This window comes from Janthinobacterium sp. GW822-FHT07H10, assembly GCF_058798675.1.
This window is the reverse complement of the sequence record NZ_JBXAKS010000023.1, coordinates 25,132-39,666: the sequence shown is the minus strand read 5'-3', so window position 1 is coordinate 39,666 and position 14,535 is coordinate 25,132. Positions and strand designations below refer to the sequence as shown.

Sequence of the window (14,535 nt, the reverse complement as noted above, 5' to 3'; positions counted from 1 at the left end):
CCCCCGGCGTGCCCGTGATCGACAATCCCGACGCCTTGCGCGGCGGCTCCTTCACGGGCGGCGTCGCGCCGCCGGCCGTGGCCAGCATTCCCTTCCTGCCCTTCGACTATGTGCGCACCGTCGGCGGCATCGCGCCGCCGGCCGGCATGGGCGGTGGTGGCGGCGGCGGCGGTGGCGGCTATGTGGTGCCGCCAGGGTCGACGGGCAGCAGCATCATCGTGCCGCCCACCGTGATCCTGCCGACGCTGCCGCCCACCGGCCCGACGGTCTTGCCAGCCGTGCCCGAACCGCAAACCTGGGCCATGCTGCTGGCGGGACTGGCGCTGACGGCCTATGCCGCGCGCCGCCGCCGGCAGGCGCCAGCGGCATAGGCGAAGGCGCTACTCGCCGTCGCCCGCCTCGCCGGTCAGGCCGGCGTCCGCCGCGCCCAGCAACAGGGCAGCCGCGTCGCCCGGCAAGGCTTCCACGGATTTGAGCTTGCGCGCCATCTGGCGGCTGCGCACTTCCGCGCTTTCGATATTCTTCGCCGCCCGTTCCAGGGTCAGTTTGGTTTGCTTCAGCACGTCGCCGAACTTGCCGAATTCCGTCTTGACGGCGCCCAGCACCTGCCACACTTCGGATGAACGCTTTTCCAGCGCCAGCGTGCGAAAGCCCATCTGCAGGCTGTTGAGCAAGGCCGTCAGGGTGGACGGCCCGGCGATGCTGACCCGGTGCACGCGCTGCAATTCATCGGCCAGGCCGGGGCGGCGCATCACTTCCGCGTACAGCCCCTCGGTGGGCAGGAACAGGATGGCAAAGTCGGTGGTCTGCGGCGGCGCCAGGTATTTCTCGGCGATGGTCTTCGCCTCGCCGCGCACGGCCCGCTCCAGCTCGCGTCCGGCCAGGGCCACGCCGTCGGCATCGGCCCGCTCGGCCGCCTCGACCAGGCGTTCATATTGCTCTTTCGGGAATTTCGCGTCGATCGGCATCCACACGGGCGCGCCGCCATCGACCATGCCCGGCAGTTTCAAGGCGAATTCCACGCGCGCGCCGCTGCCGGCCACGGTTTCCACGTTCTTCGCATACTGCTCGACAGTGAGTACCTGCTCCAGCAGCATTTCCAGCTGCACCTCGCCCCAGGTGCCGCGCGTCTTGACGTTGGTGAGCACCCGCTTCAGGTCGCCCACGCCCAGCGCCAGCTGCTGCATCTCGCCCAGGCCCTGGTGGACTTTTTCCAGCCGCTCCGACACTTGCTGGAACGAGGCGGAGAGCCGCGTCTCCAGCGTCGCATGGAGTTTCTCGTCAACCGTCTTGCGCATCTCTTCCAGGCGCGCGCCATTGTCCGCCTGCAGCTCGCGGATCTTGTTTTCCAAGGTGGCACGTACCTCGAGCATGCGCTGCGCATTCGATTCAGTCAGCTGGGCCAAAGTCTGGTTGGTGCTGTCGGCGAAGCGCGCCAGGCTTTGCGCCTGCTCTTCGCGACCGACTTTCCCCTGCGCCTGCATCTGCGTGCGCAGGCTGTCGAGCTGCTGCAGTGTCGCCGCCTGGAATTGCGCCAGGCCGGCGGCCAGGTCTTGCCGCGTCGCCTGCGCCGACGCCTGCAGCTGCAGCCGCACTTCGCGCTCGACCCGGTCGATGCGTTCCAGGCTTTGCTGCTGGTGCTGCTGCACCAGCGCCAGCGTGGTGGCGCCATCGCCGGCGCCGCCGCGCGGACGCAGCAGGAGCAGAAGCAACAGGACGATGGCGACGACGACGGCGCCCAGCAGGCTGTAAAACTCGATTGGGCTCATGGGATCAGTCAGGTTTGTTGCGCATCCAGTCGGCCGTCTGATAGAACGATTCCATCAGGCGCACGCGCAAGGACTCTTCAATGCCCGTGTCTTCCATGGCCCAGGCCATGGCGCGCAGCCACTGGTCGCGTTCGCTCGTGCCGATGGCGTACGGCAGGTGGCGCGCGCGCAGGCGCGGGTGGCCGAATTTCTCGATGTACAGATCTGGGCCGCCCATCCAGCCCGTGAGGAAGAAATACAGCTTGTCGCGCGAGCCGTCCGTCGACGGCGGATGCATGACGCGGATGCCGGCAAACTCGGGCTCGAGCTCCATCAGATCATAAAAACGGTCGACCATGTCGCGCAGCACGGGAGCGCCGCCGATGGTCTCGTACAGGGTGGGGGCAGTGGTATCAGTCATGGCCGCCATGATAGCGCAAGCATCGCGCCCCATGCAGCGCCGGCCGCATTGCCACACGAGCATTGCCACAATAAATGGCAATATACTTGACTACTCAAGCTTATATCAACTACCATTCAATTTTAAACACCTGCCCGCATGGGCGCACGAACATGCCAACCTCCGCCACCCCCAACTTGATGCGCAATCGCAACTTCCGCTGGCTGCTGGGCGGCGGCCTCGTCTCCATGCTGGGCGACCAGTTCAGCATGCTGGCCCTGCCCTGGCTGGTGCTGTGCCTGACCGGCGATAGCCTCAGCCTGGGCATCGCCGTGGCCCTGATGGGCGCGCCGCGCGCCGTGCTGATACTGCTGGGCGGCACGGTCGCCGACCGCTATTCGCCCGGGCGCGTGATGCTGGCGAGCAAATTGGTCAATGCCGCCATCCTGCTGTTGCTGGCAGGGCTGCTGTGGCTGGGCCAGGCCAGCCTCGCGCTGGCGTATGCGGCCGCGCTGGCGCTCGGTATCGCTACCGCCTTCGGCATCCCGGCAGGCTCGGCCATCCTGCCGCAGGCCGTGCCGCCGCAGGCACTGCAGACCGCCAACAGCCTGCAGATGGGCGCGCGCCAGCTGTCGCTGCTGGCTGGTCCCCTGCTGGCGGCGCTCGTGCTCGGCGCCCACGATGGCGCGCAGCAAACCGCCATGGCGGCGCTGGCCGCCGCCTTTGCCATCGATGCGCTGACGTTTCTGTTCTCGGCGTGGACCTTGCAGCAAGTCACCTTGCGGCCAGCGGCAATGTCCGCCGCAGCGCAAGGCGTATGGCGCGACATGGCGGCGGGCCTGGCCATGGTGTGGCGCGACATCCCCTTGCGCAGCTGCTATGCCTACTGGGCCGTCGTGGCCTTCTTCGTCATGGGGCCGCTGCAAGTGGCCTTGCCCGTGCTGGCCAGCGAACGCCTGCACGGTGCCTCGGCGCTGGGCTTGCTGATGGCCGCGCATGGCGCCGGCACCCTGGCCGGCATGCTGGCCTCCAGCCTGAGCGGCGCCTGGCTGCGCCGCCGCTTCGGCGCCATCCTGCTGCTGGCCGATGCCGCCGTCGCCGTGCTGCTGATGGCGCTGGGACAAATCGACGGCAGCTGGCAAGGCGCCGCCTTGCTGGCCGTCACGGGGATGCTGGGCGGCTATCTGCAAGTGGCCATCTTTACCTGGATACAGCGGCGCGTGGCGCCAGCCATGCTGGGCCGGGCGATGGCGCTGTTCATGGCCATTTTCCTGGGCCTGGCGCCGCTGTCGGCGGCGGCCACGGGCGCGCTGCTGCGCCACCTCACGGTGGGCGAACTGTTCTGCGCCGGCGGCGCCCTGCTGCTCGCAACGGCCATCGCCGCCGCCCTGCTGACCGGCATCCCGCGCATCGGACAAGCCGACGGCGCCCTTCAACCTTGAGAAAGCCCGAGCATGGACAAGACACAGCAAGCAGCCCTGAAAGCCGCTTACCGGCAACAAGCGCCCGCGCTGGGCATCATCGCGCTGCAGCACCTTCCCAGCGGCTGCGTGTTGCTCGAACGCAGCCGCAACGCACCCGGCGCGCTGAACCGGCACCGCTTCGAACTGGCGCTGGGCACGCACCGCAATGCACGCCTGCAGGCGGACTGGCGGCGCGATGGCGCAGCGGCCTTCCGCCTTGCCGTCATCGACACCGTCCAGCCGGCCGACGATCGCGCAGTCGATGCAGACGCCGAGCTCGACGCCCTGCTGGCGCTGCACCGGGCGCAACTGCTGGAACAGGGGCAGGCACTGTATTAAGCGCCTAGCCCGGTAGATGCATGCCTCCGCTGCTGCCGCCCGCCAGAAGCGGAGACTGCGTTGATCGTCGTCGCATGGCTCGCCACGCGTCCTCCTCACGTCGTGCCCCGGCTCCTGATGCGCTGCCAGCAGCAGACGCTCCCTGCCGCGATAGACGCTCGGCGGCCATGCGTTACACTTGCGCACTCAAGCACTACGCAGGCTATACAAAGGACCGCCATGACCGATCACACTTCCCAGCCGCCGGACGGCGGCAGCGCGCTGGACTTCTGCCTGCGCCTGGCGCGCGCCCAGGCCATGCTGGTGCGCCGCTTCGACAGCACCCTGGGCAACCTGCATGGCTTGAGCTTTGGCGATTATCAATTGCTGTACCACTTGCAGCGCGCCCCCGGCGGGCGCCTGCGCCGCATCGACTTGGCCGAGCGCCTGGCGCTGACGGCGTCCGGCATCACGCGCTCGCTGATGCCGCTGGAAAAAATCGGTCTGGTGGCGCGCCAGGCCGACCAGCGCGATGCGCGCGTCGGCTATGCCGCCATCACGGCCGCGGGACTGGACTTGCTGGCGCACGCGAATGCGACGGCGCAGGCGCTGGGCCAGGAATTGCTGGGCCATGCCAGCGCCGAACAGCTGGCGCCCCTGTCCATGCTGCTGGGCACTATCGCCGGCAACCAGCCCGTCAACGGCTGACGTATTCCCCTTACACCAGCGCCAGCTTGCGCAGGCGCCGCGTCGACGGCCAGCGCGCCATGCCCGTTTCCTCGCGGATGGCCGCGCAGGCCGCCAGCACGCGCGCGCAGTCATCCTCGCGCAAGCCCGCGTTCAGGGTCAGGCGCACCAGCGAGCGGTTCTTCGGCGTGGCCGGCGCGCAAAAGACGGCGCCATAGATGCCGTGCCGCTGCAGCGCCTTGCGCAGGATCAGGGTATCGGGCTCGCTGCCCGCTTCCAGCGCGATGATCTGCTGCGTGCCGTCGCTGACGTTGTAGCCAAGATCGGCCAGGCCCTGGCGCAGCTGCACGCTGTGGCGGCGCAGGGTGGCGCGGCGGGCATCGGCGGCGCGGATGAAGTCGAGCGCGGCGTCGAACCACGCCAGTTCATGTTCGAGCAGGCAGGAACTGAAGATGGCCGGGCGCGAGGCGGACAGAAAATAGCCCTTGAAGCGGGCCGAGCAGGTGATCAGCCCGGCCCGCCCGGCAAACGCCTTGGCCAGCGAGGCAGTGCGGAAATGCACGCGCTCGGCCAGCCCCAGCTCCACCACCAGGCCGGCGCCCTGCGGCCCGTGCGTGCCCAGCGAGTGCGATTCGTCGACGATCAGCATGCTGCCGCTGCGCTCGGCGATCTCCACCATCCGCAGCAGCGGCGCCACGCTGCCGTTCGTGCTGTACAGCGCATCGACGACGATGATGCCGGGGCCATGCTTGTCCAGCTGGCGCTGCAGGTGGGCGCCATCGTTGTGCAGGAACGGCACGGGCACGGCTTGCGCCGACTGCACGCCTTCCCACAGCGAGGCGTGCGCCAGCATGTCCAGGTACACGGGGATGCCGGGGCCGGCCAGGCTTTGCAGCAAGCCCACATTGGCGGCCCAGCCCGACTGCGCCAGCACGCAGGCTTCACTGCCGAGAAAATCCGCGAACTTGCGTTCGAGGCGGTGCTGGCGGCTGCCTTCCTGCAGGAACACGGACGACATCAGCATGGCGCCGCCGCCCTGCAGGACGCGGGACTGGGCCGCCAGCAGCGCCGCCTCGCCGGCGATGTTCAGGTAATCATTGCCCGCCAACATGACCGCGCGGGCCGGCATGGCTTGCCATTCATGTAAATGTTCGCCACCGAGCAGCTTCTCGATGCGCTCGACATAGTGCTCGTCCATGCGCGCGCGCACGAAGGCCGGCAAGTGTTGTTCGGCGCGCAGGTTGCTCGATGGCAGGGGGAAAAGGGCGTTCGGCATGGGGACTCCTGGAATGGTTGCGGGGGGAACTACCGCGTCCAACATGCGCGAGCCATTCGGCAAGTGATTGATCCATCTCAACAGTTATGGCGATATATCTCTTTTTCCGGAGGAACACGCCGATGATGTTGTCTTGATTCGCCTCAACGAACACGTCCCCCGACCATGATGCATGCGCAGTCCCCTTCCGGAAAACGGTGGCAAGGCAAGATCCTCCAGCCTTTCCTGCATTTCCACGACGCCATCGAACACACGCCCACGCGGCGCGCCCAGGTGCGCACGCTGGCCGTCATCGGCGCGCTCGGCATGCCCCTGTACTACGCGCTGTGGCAGCATGTCTTTCCGCAACCCTACGAGTCGCTGCCGCTGCGCACCATCGCGGCGCTGCTGTTCCTGCCTGCACTGTGGCCGGGGCGCTTCAGCAATACGGGCTTCAGCGTGTACCTGTTCCTGGGGCTGACGTTCGAACTGCCCTTTTTCTTCACGTATATGTTCCTGATGAACCACGCCTCGACCCTGTGGGTGCATTCGCTGCTGGTGGCGCTGATCGTGCTGTTCCACTTCGATACGCGCATCGCCATGCTGGCCTACCTGAGCGGCACCCTGCTGGCCTGCCTGGCGTTTGCCGTCGTGGGCGAACCCGCCTTTCTGCTCAGCCGCGACGTCTTGCAGCAGCTGCCCGTGCACTGGTTCACGATCGCCGTGCTGTCCGTGGTCAAGGTGGGCCGCCATGTGGGCGCGCAGGAAAAACTGGCGGGACTGGCGGCCGGCCTGGGCAGCGTGGCGCACGAATTGCGCACGCCGCTCGTCAGCGTCGAAGCGAACGTGCGCGGCCTGCAGCGCGGCTTGCGGCGCGATGCCGACGACGTGCAGCCGGGCGCGGCCAGCCTGGAAGCGCTGGCGCGCATCCAGTTCGAAGTGCGCCATATGCACCACATGATCGACCTGTTCCTGCTCAGCGCCAGCGCCGTCAACCGCAAGCTGGAGGCCAACGAGACGGTGGCCATGCACGACAGCGTCGTCGCCGTGCTGCGCCGCTACCCGTTCACCAGCACGGCGCAGCGCGACATCGTCAAGGTCGACCTGCGCACCGACTTCAGCTTTCCCGGCCAGTCCGAGCTGTGCGTGGTGATTTTGCTGAATTTGCTGCGCAATGCCCTGAAAGGCATCCAGCGCGCCGGCAAGGGCCGCGTGCGCATCGTCATCGATGGCGCGCGTCCCGTGCCGCGCCTGCTGTTCATCGACACGGGCTGCGGCATCGCGGCCAGCCGATTGCCGCTGATCTTCGACCGCTTCTATTCCTATCCCGCGCACAACGGCAGCGGCATCGGCCTGGCCCTGTGCCGGCAAATCATGCAAGCGTGGCATGCACGCATCAGCTGCGTGGCGCGCGAAGGCGCCTATGCCATCTTCGTGCTGGAGTTTCCGCAGCCGCTGGCCACGCCCAGGCCCAACCGTTTTCCATCCATCCACCGCGCGAGGTGACGCATGCAACTGCCCGTCTACACCCATCCGACCCTGACCGTATTGATCGACGACAGCGATTCCTTCCTGAAAAGCCTGGCGTTCCAGCTCGATCCGGGCCTGGCGCGCAAGACCTTCCACGACACCAGCAGCGCGCTGCACTGGCTGCGCCACAGCACGCGGCTGGGCGAGACGCCGCTGCATGTCAATTTCGACACGCAAAACCTGCCGCCCGACCAGTGCAACGTGGCGCTCGACATCGAACGCATCTGGCGCATCAGCGGCCAGGCGCAGCGCTTTGCCGTGCCGTCCGTGCTGGTGGTCGATTATTCGATGCCGCAGATGAACGGCCTCGAGTTTTGCCAGGCCGTGCGCGACTTGCCGTGCAAGAAGATTCTATTTACGGGGGCGGCCGACGAGAAAGTGGCCGTGACGGCCTTCAACCGGGGCTTGATCGACCGCTACATCAAGAAGAGCGACGATGACGCGCTCGACATCCTGGAACAGGAAATCGTCGCCCTGCAGCGCGAATTCTTCCTGCAGCAATCGGACACGGTGCGCGACTTGCTGATGCTGCACGACTACAGTTTCCTGCAGGACGAGGCGCTGGCCGCCGTTGTCCACGAACTGTGCCGGCGCCATGGCTTTGTCGAATTCTATATTTTCCCCAATCCCAGCGGCATCCTCTTCTTCACGCGCGACGGCCAGGCGCGGCTGATGATCATCGAGACGGAACGCAGCCTGCACACGCAGTACGAGATGGCGCGCGACAACGACGCCCCCCAGTCATTGCTGCTGGCCTTGCTGGAAATGCGCGTGATCCCGTACTTTTCCGACGCCGACAGCGACGGCATGTATGCGGCGCAGATCGGCGAAAACTGGTTCCGCTACTGCGCCGCGCCCACCATCTGCCTGGGCCGCGTGACGTATTTCTGGGCCCTGTTCGACGTGCCGCCGCACCAGCTGGGGCAGCCGGTGATGTCTTACGCGCAATTTCTGCGCGCGGGCGCGGGCGACAGCGTCAGCGCGTAGCTGGCAACCTAGCTTTCGCGCAAGGTCTGCAGCGGCGGATGCTTGAGGACATTGCGCAGTCCCAGCCAGCCGCCGGCGATCGCGCACAGGGCGCCGGCCAGCAGGCCGAAGGCCCACACGCCGGGCGCAAAGCTCCAGGTGAACTTGAACTGGTAGGTGGCCAGCGCCCAGCCCATGGCGGCCGCGCCCGTCGCCGCCAGCAGGCCGGCCAGCGCCCCCACGAGCGAAAACTCGATCAGCTGCGCCTGCGCCAGCTGGCGCCGCGTGGCGCCCAGCGCGCGCAGCAGGCCCGCCTCGCGCGTGCGCTCGTCCTGCGAACCCATCAGCGCCGCATACAGCACCAGCAAGCCCGACGCCAGGGTAAAGGCGAACAGGAATTCGACGGCCGTCACCACCTGGTCCAGCACGCCCTGGATTTGCTTGAGCACGCCGCCCACGTCGACCACCGTCAAATTCGGATACTCGCGCAGCAGGGCGTTGCCCAGGTCCGCCTGCGCGGGCGGCAGGTGGAAGGCCGTGATCCACGTCTGCGGCGTGTCCGCCATGGCGGCCGGATTGATGATGACAAAGAAATTGACGCGCATCGAACCCCACTCCAGCTTGCGCAGGCTGGTGATGGCCGCTTCGACGGGCTGGCCGGCGATGTCGAAGCGCAGCTTGTCGCCCAGCTTCAGCTTCAGGGTCTTGGCGATGCCCTCTTCCACCGACGCTTCGGCGGGCGCGCCCGGGGCATTGCCGAACCACTTGCCGGCCACGAGCTTGTTTTCCTCCTGCATGGCGGCCATCGTCGACAGGTTGAATTCGCGGTCGGCCAGGCCCTTGGCGCGGTCTTCCTGGTAAGTGTCTTCCGTGATGGCGTTGCCGTTCACGGCCACCAGGCGCCCGCGTATCATCGGATACAGCGGGGCGTTGGCGACGCCGGCCTGGGCCAGGCGCGCAGCGATCGGCGCCTTTTGCTCGGGCAGGATATTGATCATGAAGCGGTTCGGCGCGTCGGGCGGCGTGGCGTTGCGCCAGGCCACCATCAGGTCGCCGCGCACCACCGTCAGCAGCAGCAAGGCCATCAGGCCCAGGGCCAGCGACACCACCTGGATGACGGTGGCGCCCGGACGGCGCTGCAAGGACGTGACGGCGAAGCGCCAGCCCTGGTGCCTGAAGGCGCCGCGCAGGGTCTTCAGCGACTTGATGCCCAGCCAGCCGGCCAGGCCGAACAGGGCGAAGCCGCCGAGGAAGCCGGCCGCCGTCAGCAAGGCCAGCTTGACGTCGCCCGCCTGCCACAAGAGCAGCACGACGAAGGCGGCGATGCCCAGGCCGTAGGTGGCCACGGCCAGCGCCTGCGGCGGCTCCTGTTCGCGGCGGATCACGCGGTTATGCGGAACATTGCGCAACTGCAAAATCGGCGGCAAGGCAAAGCCCAGCAAGAGCAGCATGCCGGTGGCCACGCCCTGCAGGGCGGGCAGCATGGAGACGGGCGGCAAGTCGTTCTGCACCAGCTTGCCCAGCAGCTCCAGCAGCACCAGGTGGCCGCCGAAGCCGACGGCCACGCCGACGACGCTGCCGGCCAGGCCGACGAAGAGAAATTCGATCACGTACATGGCCGTCACCTGGTTTTGCGTCAGGCCCAGGCAGCGCAGCATGGCGCAGGCGTCGAGATGGCGCAGCATGAAGCGGCGTGCCGCCATCGCCACGGCAACGGCCGCCAGCATGGCCGACAGCAAGCCGACGAGCGACAGGAAGCGGTCGGCGCGGTCCAGCGTCGATTGCATCTGCGGGCTGCCCGATTCCAGCGATTCGATGCGCACGCCCTTGATGGCCTGCGTCTTGATCTGGTTTTCCAGCCAGGCTTGATATTGCGCAAGCTCGGCCGCCTTGGCGGGCGGCGCCGACAGCAGCAGCCGGTACGACACGCGCGAACCGTTCTGCACCAGCGCCGTGGCGGCCAGGTCAGCGAGGGGCAGCATCACGCGCGGGGCGAAATTGAGGAAGGAAGCGCCACGGTCCGGTTCGCTGGCGATCAGCTGCGTGGCGACGAATGCCTTGTCGCCCAGGGTCAGGGTGTCGCCGAGTTTCGCATTCAGGCTGGAAAGAATCGCCGCATCGACCCACACGGTGCCGGGCGCCGGCACCTGGTCCGTTGGCCGCCCCACGGCATCCTGCGCCTCGCCGAGGTTGGTGGTGATCTTCAGCTTGCCCCGCTGCGGATAGCCGGGCGAGACGGCCTTGATGGAGGCCAGCTGCGAGCTAGACTGCTCGCCCGCGCCCGCCTGCGCCATGCTGGGAAACGTCACCGTGTCGGCCAGCACGAAGCCGCGCTGGACGGCTTGCGCGCGCCAGGCCGCATTGACGGGCTGGTCGGCGCTGATGACCAGGTCGGCCCCCAGCAACTGGTGCGCGTCGCGGTTCAGGCCGGCGCGCAGGCGGTCGACGAAGAAGCCGACGGCCGACAGGGCCGCCACGGCCACGATCAGCGCGACGAGCAGGAAACGCAGTTGCCCGGCGCGCCAGTCGCGTCCGGTCATTTTGAGGGAGAGGCGAAGCATGGGCGGCGGGTCTTTATGTAGGTTATTGCGCGGCGCCGTGGGCGGCGGCGTGCTGCGCGAAGTAGGCGTCGACGGTGGCGAGGAAGACGTCTTTCTGCGCCTGCGGCAGGAAGGCGGCGATGAAGCCGTTGCGCGCCAGGCGCTGGGCGTGGGCCAGGCCCAGCGGCAAGGAATCGAAGATGGCGTCGAAGTTATCGTTCATGTAGCCGCCGAAGTACGCGGGATCGTCCGAGTTCACCGTCACCAGCAAGCCGGCGTCGAGCAGTTGCACCAGGTTATGGTCATGCATCTGGTCGAACACGCGCAGCTTGGTGTTCGACAGCGGGCAGACGGTCAGGGCGACCTGTTCGCGCGCCAGACGGGCCGTCAGTTCCGCGTCTTCCAGGCAGCGCACGCCATGGTCGATGCGTTCGACCTGCAAGTCGTCGAGCGCCGTGCGGATGTAGGCCGGCGGTCCTTCCTCGCCCGCGTGGGCCACCAGGTGCAGGCCCAGCTCGCGGCAGCGGGCAAACACGCGCGAGAATTTCTCGGGCGGATTGCCCACTTCCGAGGAATCGAGGCCGATGCCGATGAATTTGTCGCGGTGCGGCAGCGCGTCTGCCAGTGTCTCGAACGCTTCTTCCTCGCTCAAATGGCGCAGGAAGCACAGGATCAGGGCCGCGCTGACGGGGCTGTCCTGGCAGGCGCGGTAGATGCCGTTGATCACGTCGGCCATCGGCACGCCGCGCGCCGTGTGGGTTTGCGGGTCAAAGAAAATTTCCGTGTGCAAGACATTGTCCGCCTCGGCGCGCCGCAGGTAGGCTTGCGTCATGTCATAGAAATCCTGCTCTTTCAAGAGCACGCTTGCGCCAGCGTAATAAATGTCGAGAAAAGACTGCAAATCCGTAAAAGCATAGGCGCTGCGCAAGTGTTCCACCGATTCATAGCCCAGAGGCACGCCATTGCGCTCGGCCAGTGCGAAAATCAGTTCTGGCTCCAGCGAGCCTTCGATATGGATGTGCAGTTCGGCTTTCGGCATGCCGCGCACGATCGCGCGCAGTTGTGGGTTCATCATGGGTGTTCCTTATACGGTGACTATAAAAATGCTGGCCTGCGCGCGCCAGGCGCGGTGCGGAAGATGCACGGTGACGGCGGCCATCAAACATGCACGCATCTTAGCGCAAGATGGCTGGCCTCACCGGCGCCGGGCCGCCGTGACGGCAACAACGACCGCTGCCGGGCATGCCCCGGCACAGGCTGGCGAATTGTCGTATGATGATTCAAGAGACAGAAAAAAGTTCATTGGAAACGCTGAAAAATTTGAAGATTTATCCAATTAAATCAACAATTTACACACAAGTATTAAGGATATTACGACATATCTTTTGACTTCCTGATCCTTTAGAGCAATAATTAATTTCATGGGGTAAGGGTAGGTGCATCAAGCGCTATCAGCACATGAAAAAAAAGCCGGCTGGCCACGTCAGCACACGGCATCAAGCGCCAGTTTTTTGGTCCGGGCAATCCGGACTCGCAAAGACAGCCGGGCTTGAAACAACAATAAAAATCGATATGGGGTACAGGAAAAATTAAAGCGGCAAGCCCGGGCGAATGCCAGGCGGGCGGCCATGGTGACTGGCAATTCAGGTTGACATTAAAGGACATTGACATGACCATTTTTGATAACTACGCAGCACGCTACGAGCGCACCCGCGAAGAGGAAATGTCGCTCACCGAATATCTGGCCCTGTGCAAGAAGGACAAGCTGACGTATGCCAGCGCGCCCGAACGCATGCTGGCCGCCATCGGCGAGCCGCAACTGGTCGACACGCGCAACGACACGCGGCTGTCGCGCATCTTCGCCAACAAGGTGATCAAGATCTACCCCGCCTTCCGCGAGTTCTACGGCACCGAGGAAGTCATCGAGCAAGTGGTTTCCTATTTCCGCCATGCGGCGCAAGGCCTGGAAGAACGCAAGCAGATCCTGTACCTGCTGGGGCCCGTCGGCGGCGGCAAGTCGTCGATCGCGGAAAAACTCAAGTCGCTGATGGAACACGTGCCCTTCTATTGCCTGAAAGGCTCGCCCGTCAATGAATCGCCGTTGGGCCTGTTCAACGAGGAAGAGGACGGCACCATCCTGGAAGAGGATTACGGCATCCCGCGCCGCTACCTGCGCAACATCCCCAGCCCCTGGGCCGTCAAGCGCCTGCATGAATACAATGGCGATATCAACCAGTTCCGCGTCGTCAAGCGCTATCCGTCCGTGCTGAAGCAGATCGCCATCTCGAAAACGGAGCCGGGCGACGAAAACAACCAGGACATTTCCTCGCTGGTGGGCAAGGTCGACATCCGCAAGCTGGAAGACTATGCGCAGGACGACCCGGACGCCTACAGCTATTCGGGCGGCCTGTGCCTGGCCAACCAGGGCCTGATGGAGTTCGTGGAAATGTTCAAGGCGCCGATCAAGGTCCTGCATCCCTTGCTGACGGCCACGCAGGAAGGCAATTACAAGGGCACGGAAGGTTTCGGCGCCATCCCCTTCGACGGCATCATCCTGGCCCACTCGAACGAGTCGGAATGGAAGACGTTTAAAAACAACCGCAACAACGAGGCGTTTCTTGACCGTATCTATATAGTCAAGGTGCCGTACTGCCTGCGCGTTTCCGATGAAATCAAGATCTACGACAAGCTGGTGGCCAACTCCTCGCTCGTCAAGGCCCCGTGCGCGCCCGGCACGCTGCGCATGATGGCGCAGTTCGCCATCCTGTCGCGCCTGAAGGATCCGGAAAACTCGAGCATCTTTTCCAAGATGCTCGTCTACGATGGCGAAAACCTCAAGGATACGGACCCGAAAGCCAAGTCCATGCACGAATACGTGGATTACGCGGGGGTCGACGAGGGCATGAACGGCCTGTCGACACGCTTTGCCTTCAAGATCCTGTCAAAAGTGTTCAACTTTGACAATTCCGAAGTGGCGGCCAATCCCGTGCATCTATTATATGTACTGGAACAGCAAGTCGAGCGCGAGCAGTTCGCGCCGGAACTCGAGCAGCGCTACTTCTCCTATATAAAAGAGCACCTGGCGCAGCGCTATGTGGAATTCATCGGCAAGGAGATCCAGACGGCCTACCTGGAAAGCTATTCGGAATACGGACAGAACATCTTCGACCGCTATGTGACGTTTGCCGATTTCTGGATACAGGACCAGGAATACCGCGATCCGGACACGGGCGAGAGCTTCGACCGCGAATCGCTGAACAATGAACTCGAGAAGATCGAGAAACCGGCAGGTATTTCTAATCCGAAAGACTTCCGCAACGAAATCGTCAACTTCGGTTTGCGGGCGCGGGCGTCCAACGGCGGCAAGAATCCTGCCTGGACCAGTTACGAGAAGTTCCGCACCGTGATCGAGAAGAAGATGTTTTCGAATACGGAGGAATTGCTGCCCGTGATTTCCTTCAATGCCAAGGCCAGTGCCGACGATGCCAACAAGCACGCCGACTTCGTGGCCCGCATGGTGGAAAAAGGCTATACGGCCAAGCAGGTACGCCTGTTATGCGAATGGTACTTGCGCGTACGCAAGTCATCCTAGCGCAGACAGCGGGCGCGTTCCCGCCAGCAAGACGGC

The 14,535-nt window shown here is 65.1% G+C and carries 13 protein-coding genes; 8 read left to right on the top strand and 5 right to left on the bottom strand.

Annotated elements, in window-relative coordinates; all coding sequences use genetic code 11:
- A partial coding sequence (locus AC1RDJ_RS27705) for a PEPxxWA-CTERM sorting domain-containing protein (RefSeq protein ID WP_493029355.1) occupies positions 1-371 on the top strand: 371 nt, incomplete at its 5' end.
- A 9-nt stretch (positions 372-380) separates the two neighbouring features.
- Here the strand turns inward: AC1RDJ_RS27705 and AC1RDJ_RS27700 are convergent.
- The gene (locus AC1RDJ_RS27700) at positions 381-1,769 is read right to left on the bottom strand and encodes a DNA recombination protein RmuC (RefSeq protein WP_493029354.1); all 1,389 of its coding nucleotides are present in this window, start codon (positions 1,767-1,769) and stop codon (positions 381-383) included.
- Positions 1,770-1,773: 4 nt separating this feature from the next.
- Complete coding sequence (locus AC1RDJ_RS27695) at positions 1,774-2,169, bottom strand: group II truncated hemoglobin (protein WP_010400839.1); 396 nt, start codon at positions 2,167-2,169, stop codon at positions 1,774-1,776.
- A gap of 152 nt (positions 2,170-2,321) precedes the next feature.
- Between AC1RDJ_RS27695 and AC1RDJ_RS27690 the strand changes: the two genes are divergently transcribed.
- From AC1RDJ_RS27690 to AC1RDJ_RS27680, 3 genes are all read left to right on the top strand, one after another.
- Entirely contained in the window at positions 2,322-3,590 is a 1,269-nt protein-coding gene (locus AC1RDJ_RS27690) for an MFS transporter (RefSeq protein ID WP_493029353.1), read from the top strand.
- A 12-nt stretch (positions 3,591-3,602) separates the two neighbouring features.
- Complete coding sequence (locus tag AC1RDJ_RS27685) at positions 3,603-3,950, top strand: GIY-YIG nuclease family protein (RefSeq protein ID WP_493029352.1); 348 nt, start codon at positions 3,603-3,605, stop codon at positions 3,948-3,950.
- Between the two features lie 219 nt (positions 3,951-4,169).
- On the top strand, positions 4,170-4,637 hold the full coding sequence (locus AC1RDJ_RS27680) for a MarR family winged helix-turn-helix transcriptional regulator (RefSeq protein ID WP_493029351.1): 468 nt from the start codon (positions 4,170-4,172) through the stop codon (positions 4,635-4,637).
- A 10-nt stretch (positions 4,638-4,647) separates the two neighbouring features.
- On the opposite strand, the gene cqsA is transcribed toward AC1RDJ_RS27680, so the two are convergent.
- Positions 4,648-5,892, bottom strand: coding sequence for an alpha-hydroxyketone-type quorum-sensing autoinducer synthase (cqsA, locus tag AC1RDJ_RS27675; protein WP_493029350.1), 1,245 nt, complete (start codon positions 5,890-5,892; stop codon positions 4,648-4,650).
- Between the two features lie 165 nt (positions 5,893-6,057).
- Here cqsA and AC1RDJ_RS27670 point away from each other — a divergent pair, with 165 nt between their 5' ends.
- Both AC1RDJ_RS27670 and AC1RDJ_RS27665 read left to right on the top strand, forming a co-directional pair.
- The gene (locus tag AC1RDJ_RS27670) at positions 6,058-7,377 is read left to right on the top strand and encodes a sensor histidine kinase (RefSeq protein WP_493029349.1); all 1,320 of its coding nucleotides are present in this window, start codon (positions 6,058-6,060) and stop codon (positions 7,375-7,377) included.
- Between the two features lie 3 nt (positions 7,378-7,380).
- A complete protein-coding gene (locus AC1RDJ_RS27665; RefSeq protein ID WP_071322348.1) occupies positions 7,381-8,388 on the top strand; it encodes a response regulator in 1,008 nt (335 codons plus the stop codon).
- Positions 8,389-8,396: 8 nt separating this feature from the next.
- Here AC1RDJ_RS27665 and AC1RDJ_RS27660 read toward each other — a convergent pair whose 3' ends face one another.
- Positions 8,397-10,928: an ABC transporter permease gene (locus tag AC1RDJ_RS27660; RefSeq protein ID WP_493029348.1), complete on the bottom strand. Its 2,532-nt coding sequence runs from the start codon at positions 10,926-10,928 to the stop codon at positions 8,397-8,399.
- A gap of 22 nt (positions 10,929-10,950) precedes the next feature.
- Positions 10,951-11,982, bottom strand: coding sequence for an adenosine deaminase (locus AC1RDJ_RS27655; protein ID WP_493029347.1), 1,032 nt, complete (start codon positions 11,980-11,982; stop codon positions 10,951-10,953).
- On the opposite strand from AC1RDJ_RS27655, the gene AC1RDJ_RS27650 reads away from it, so the two are divergent.
- Together AC1RDJ_RS27650 and AC1RDJ_RS27645 are read left to right on the top strand one after the other, a co-directional pair.
- On the top strand, positions 11,981-12,247 hold the full coding sequence (locus AC1RDJ_RS27650; RefSeq protein ID WP_493029346.1) for a hypothetical protein: 267 nt from the start codon (positions 11,981-11,983) through the stop codon (positions 12,245-12,247). The genes AC1RDJ_RS27655 and AC1RDJ_RS27650 overlap by 2 nt on opposite strands.
- Before the next feature lie 329 nt (positions 12,248-12,576).
- Positions 12,577-14,499, top strand: a complete 1,923-nt coding sequence (locus AC1RDJ_RS27645; RefSeq protein WP_034754154.1) for a PrkA family serine protein kinase — start codon at positions 12,577-12,579, stop codon at positions 14,497-14,499.
- Positions 14,500-14,535: the final 36 nt, after the last annotated feature.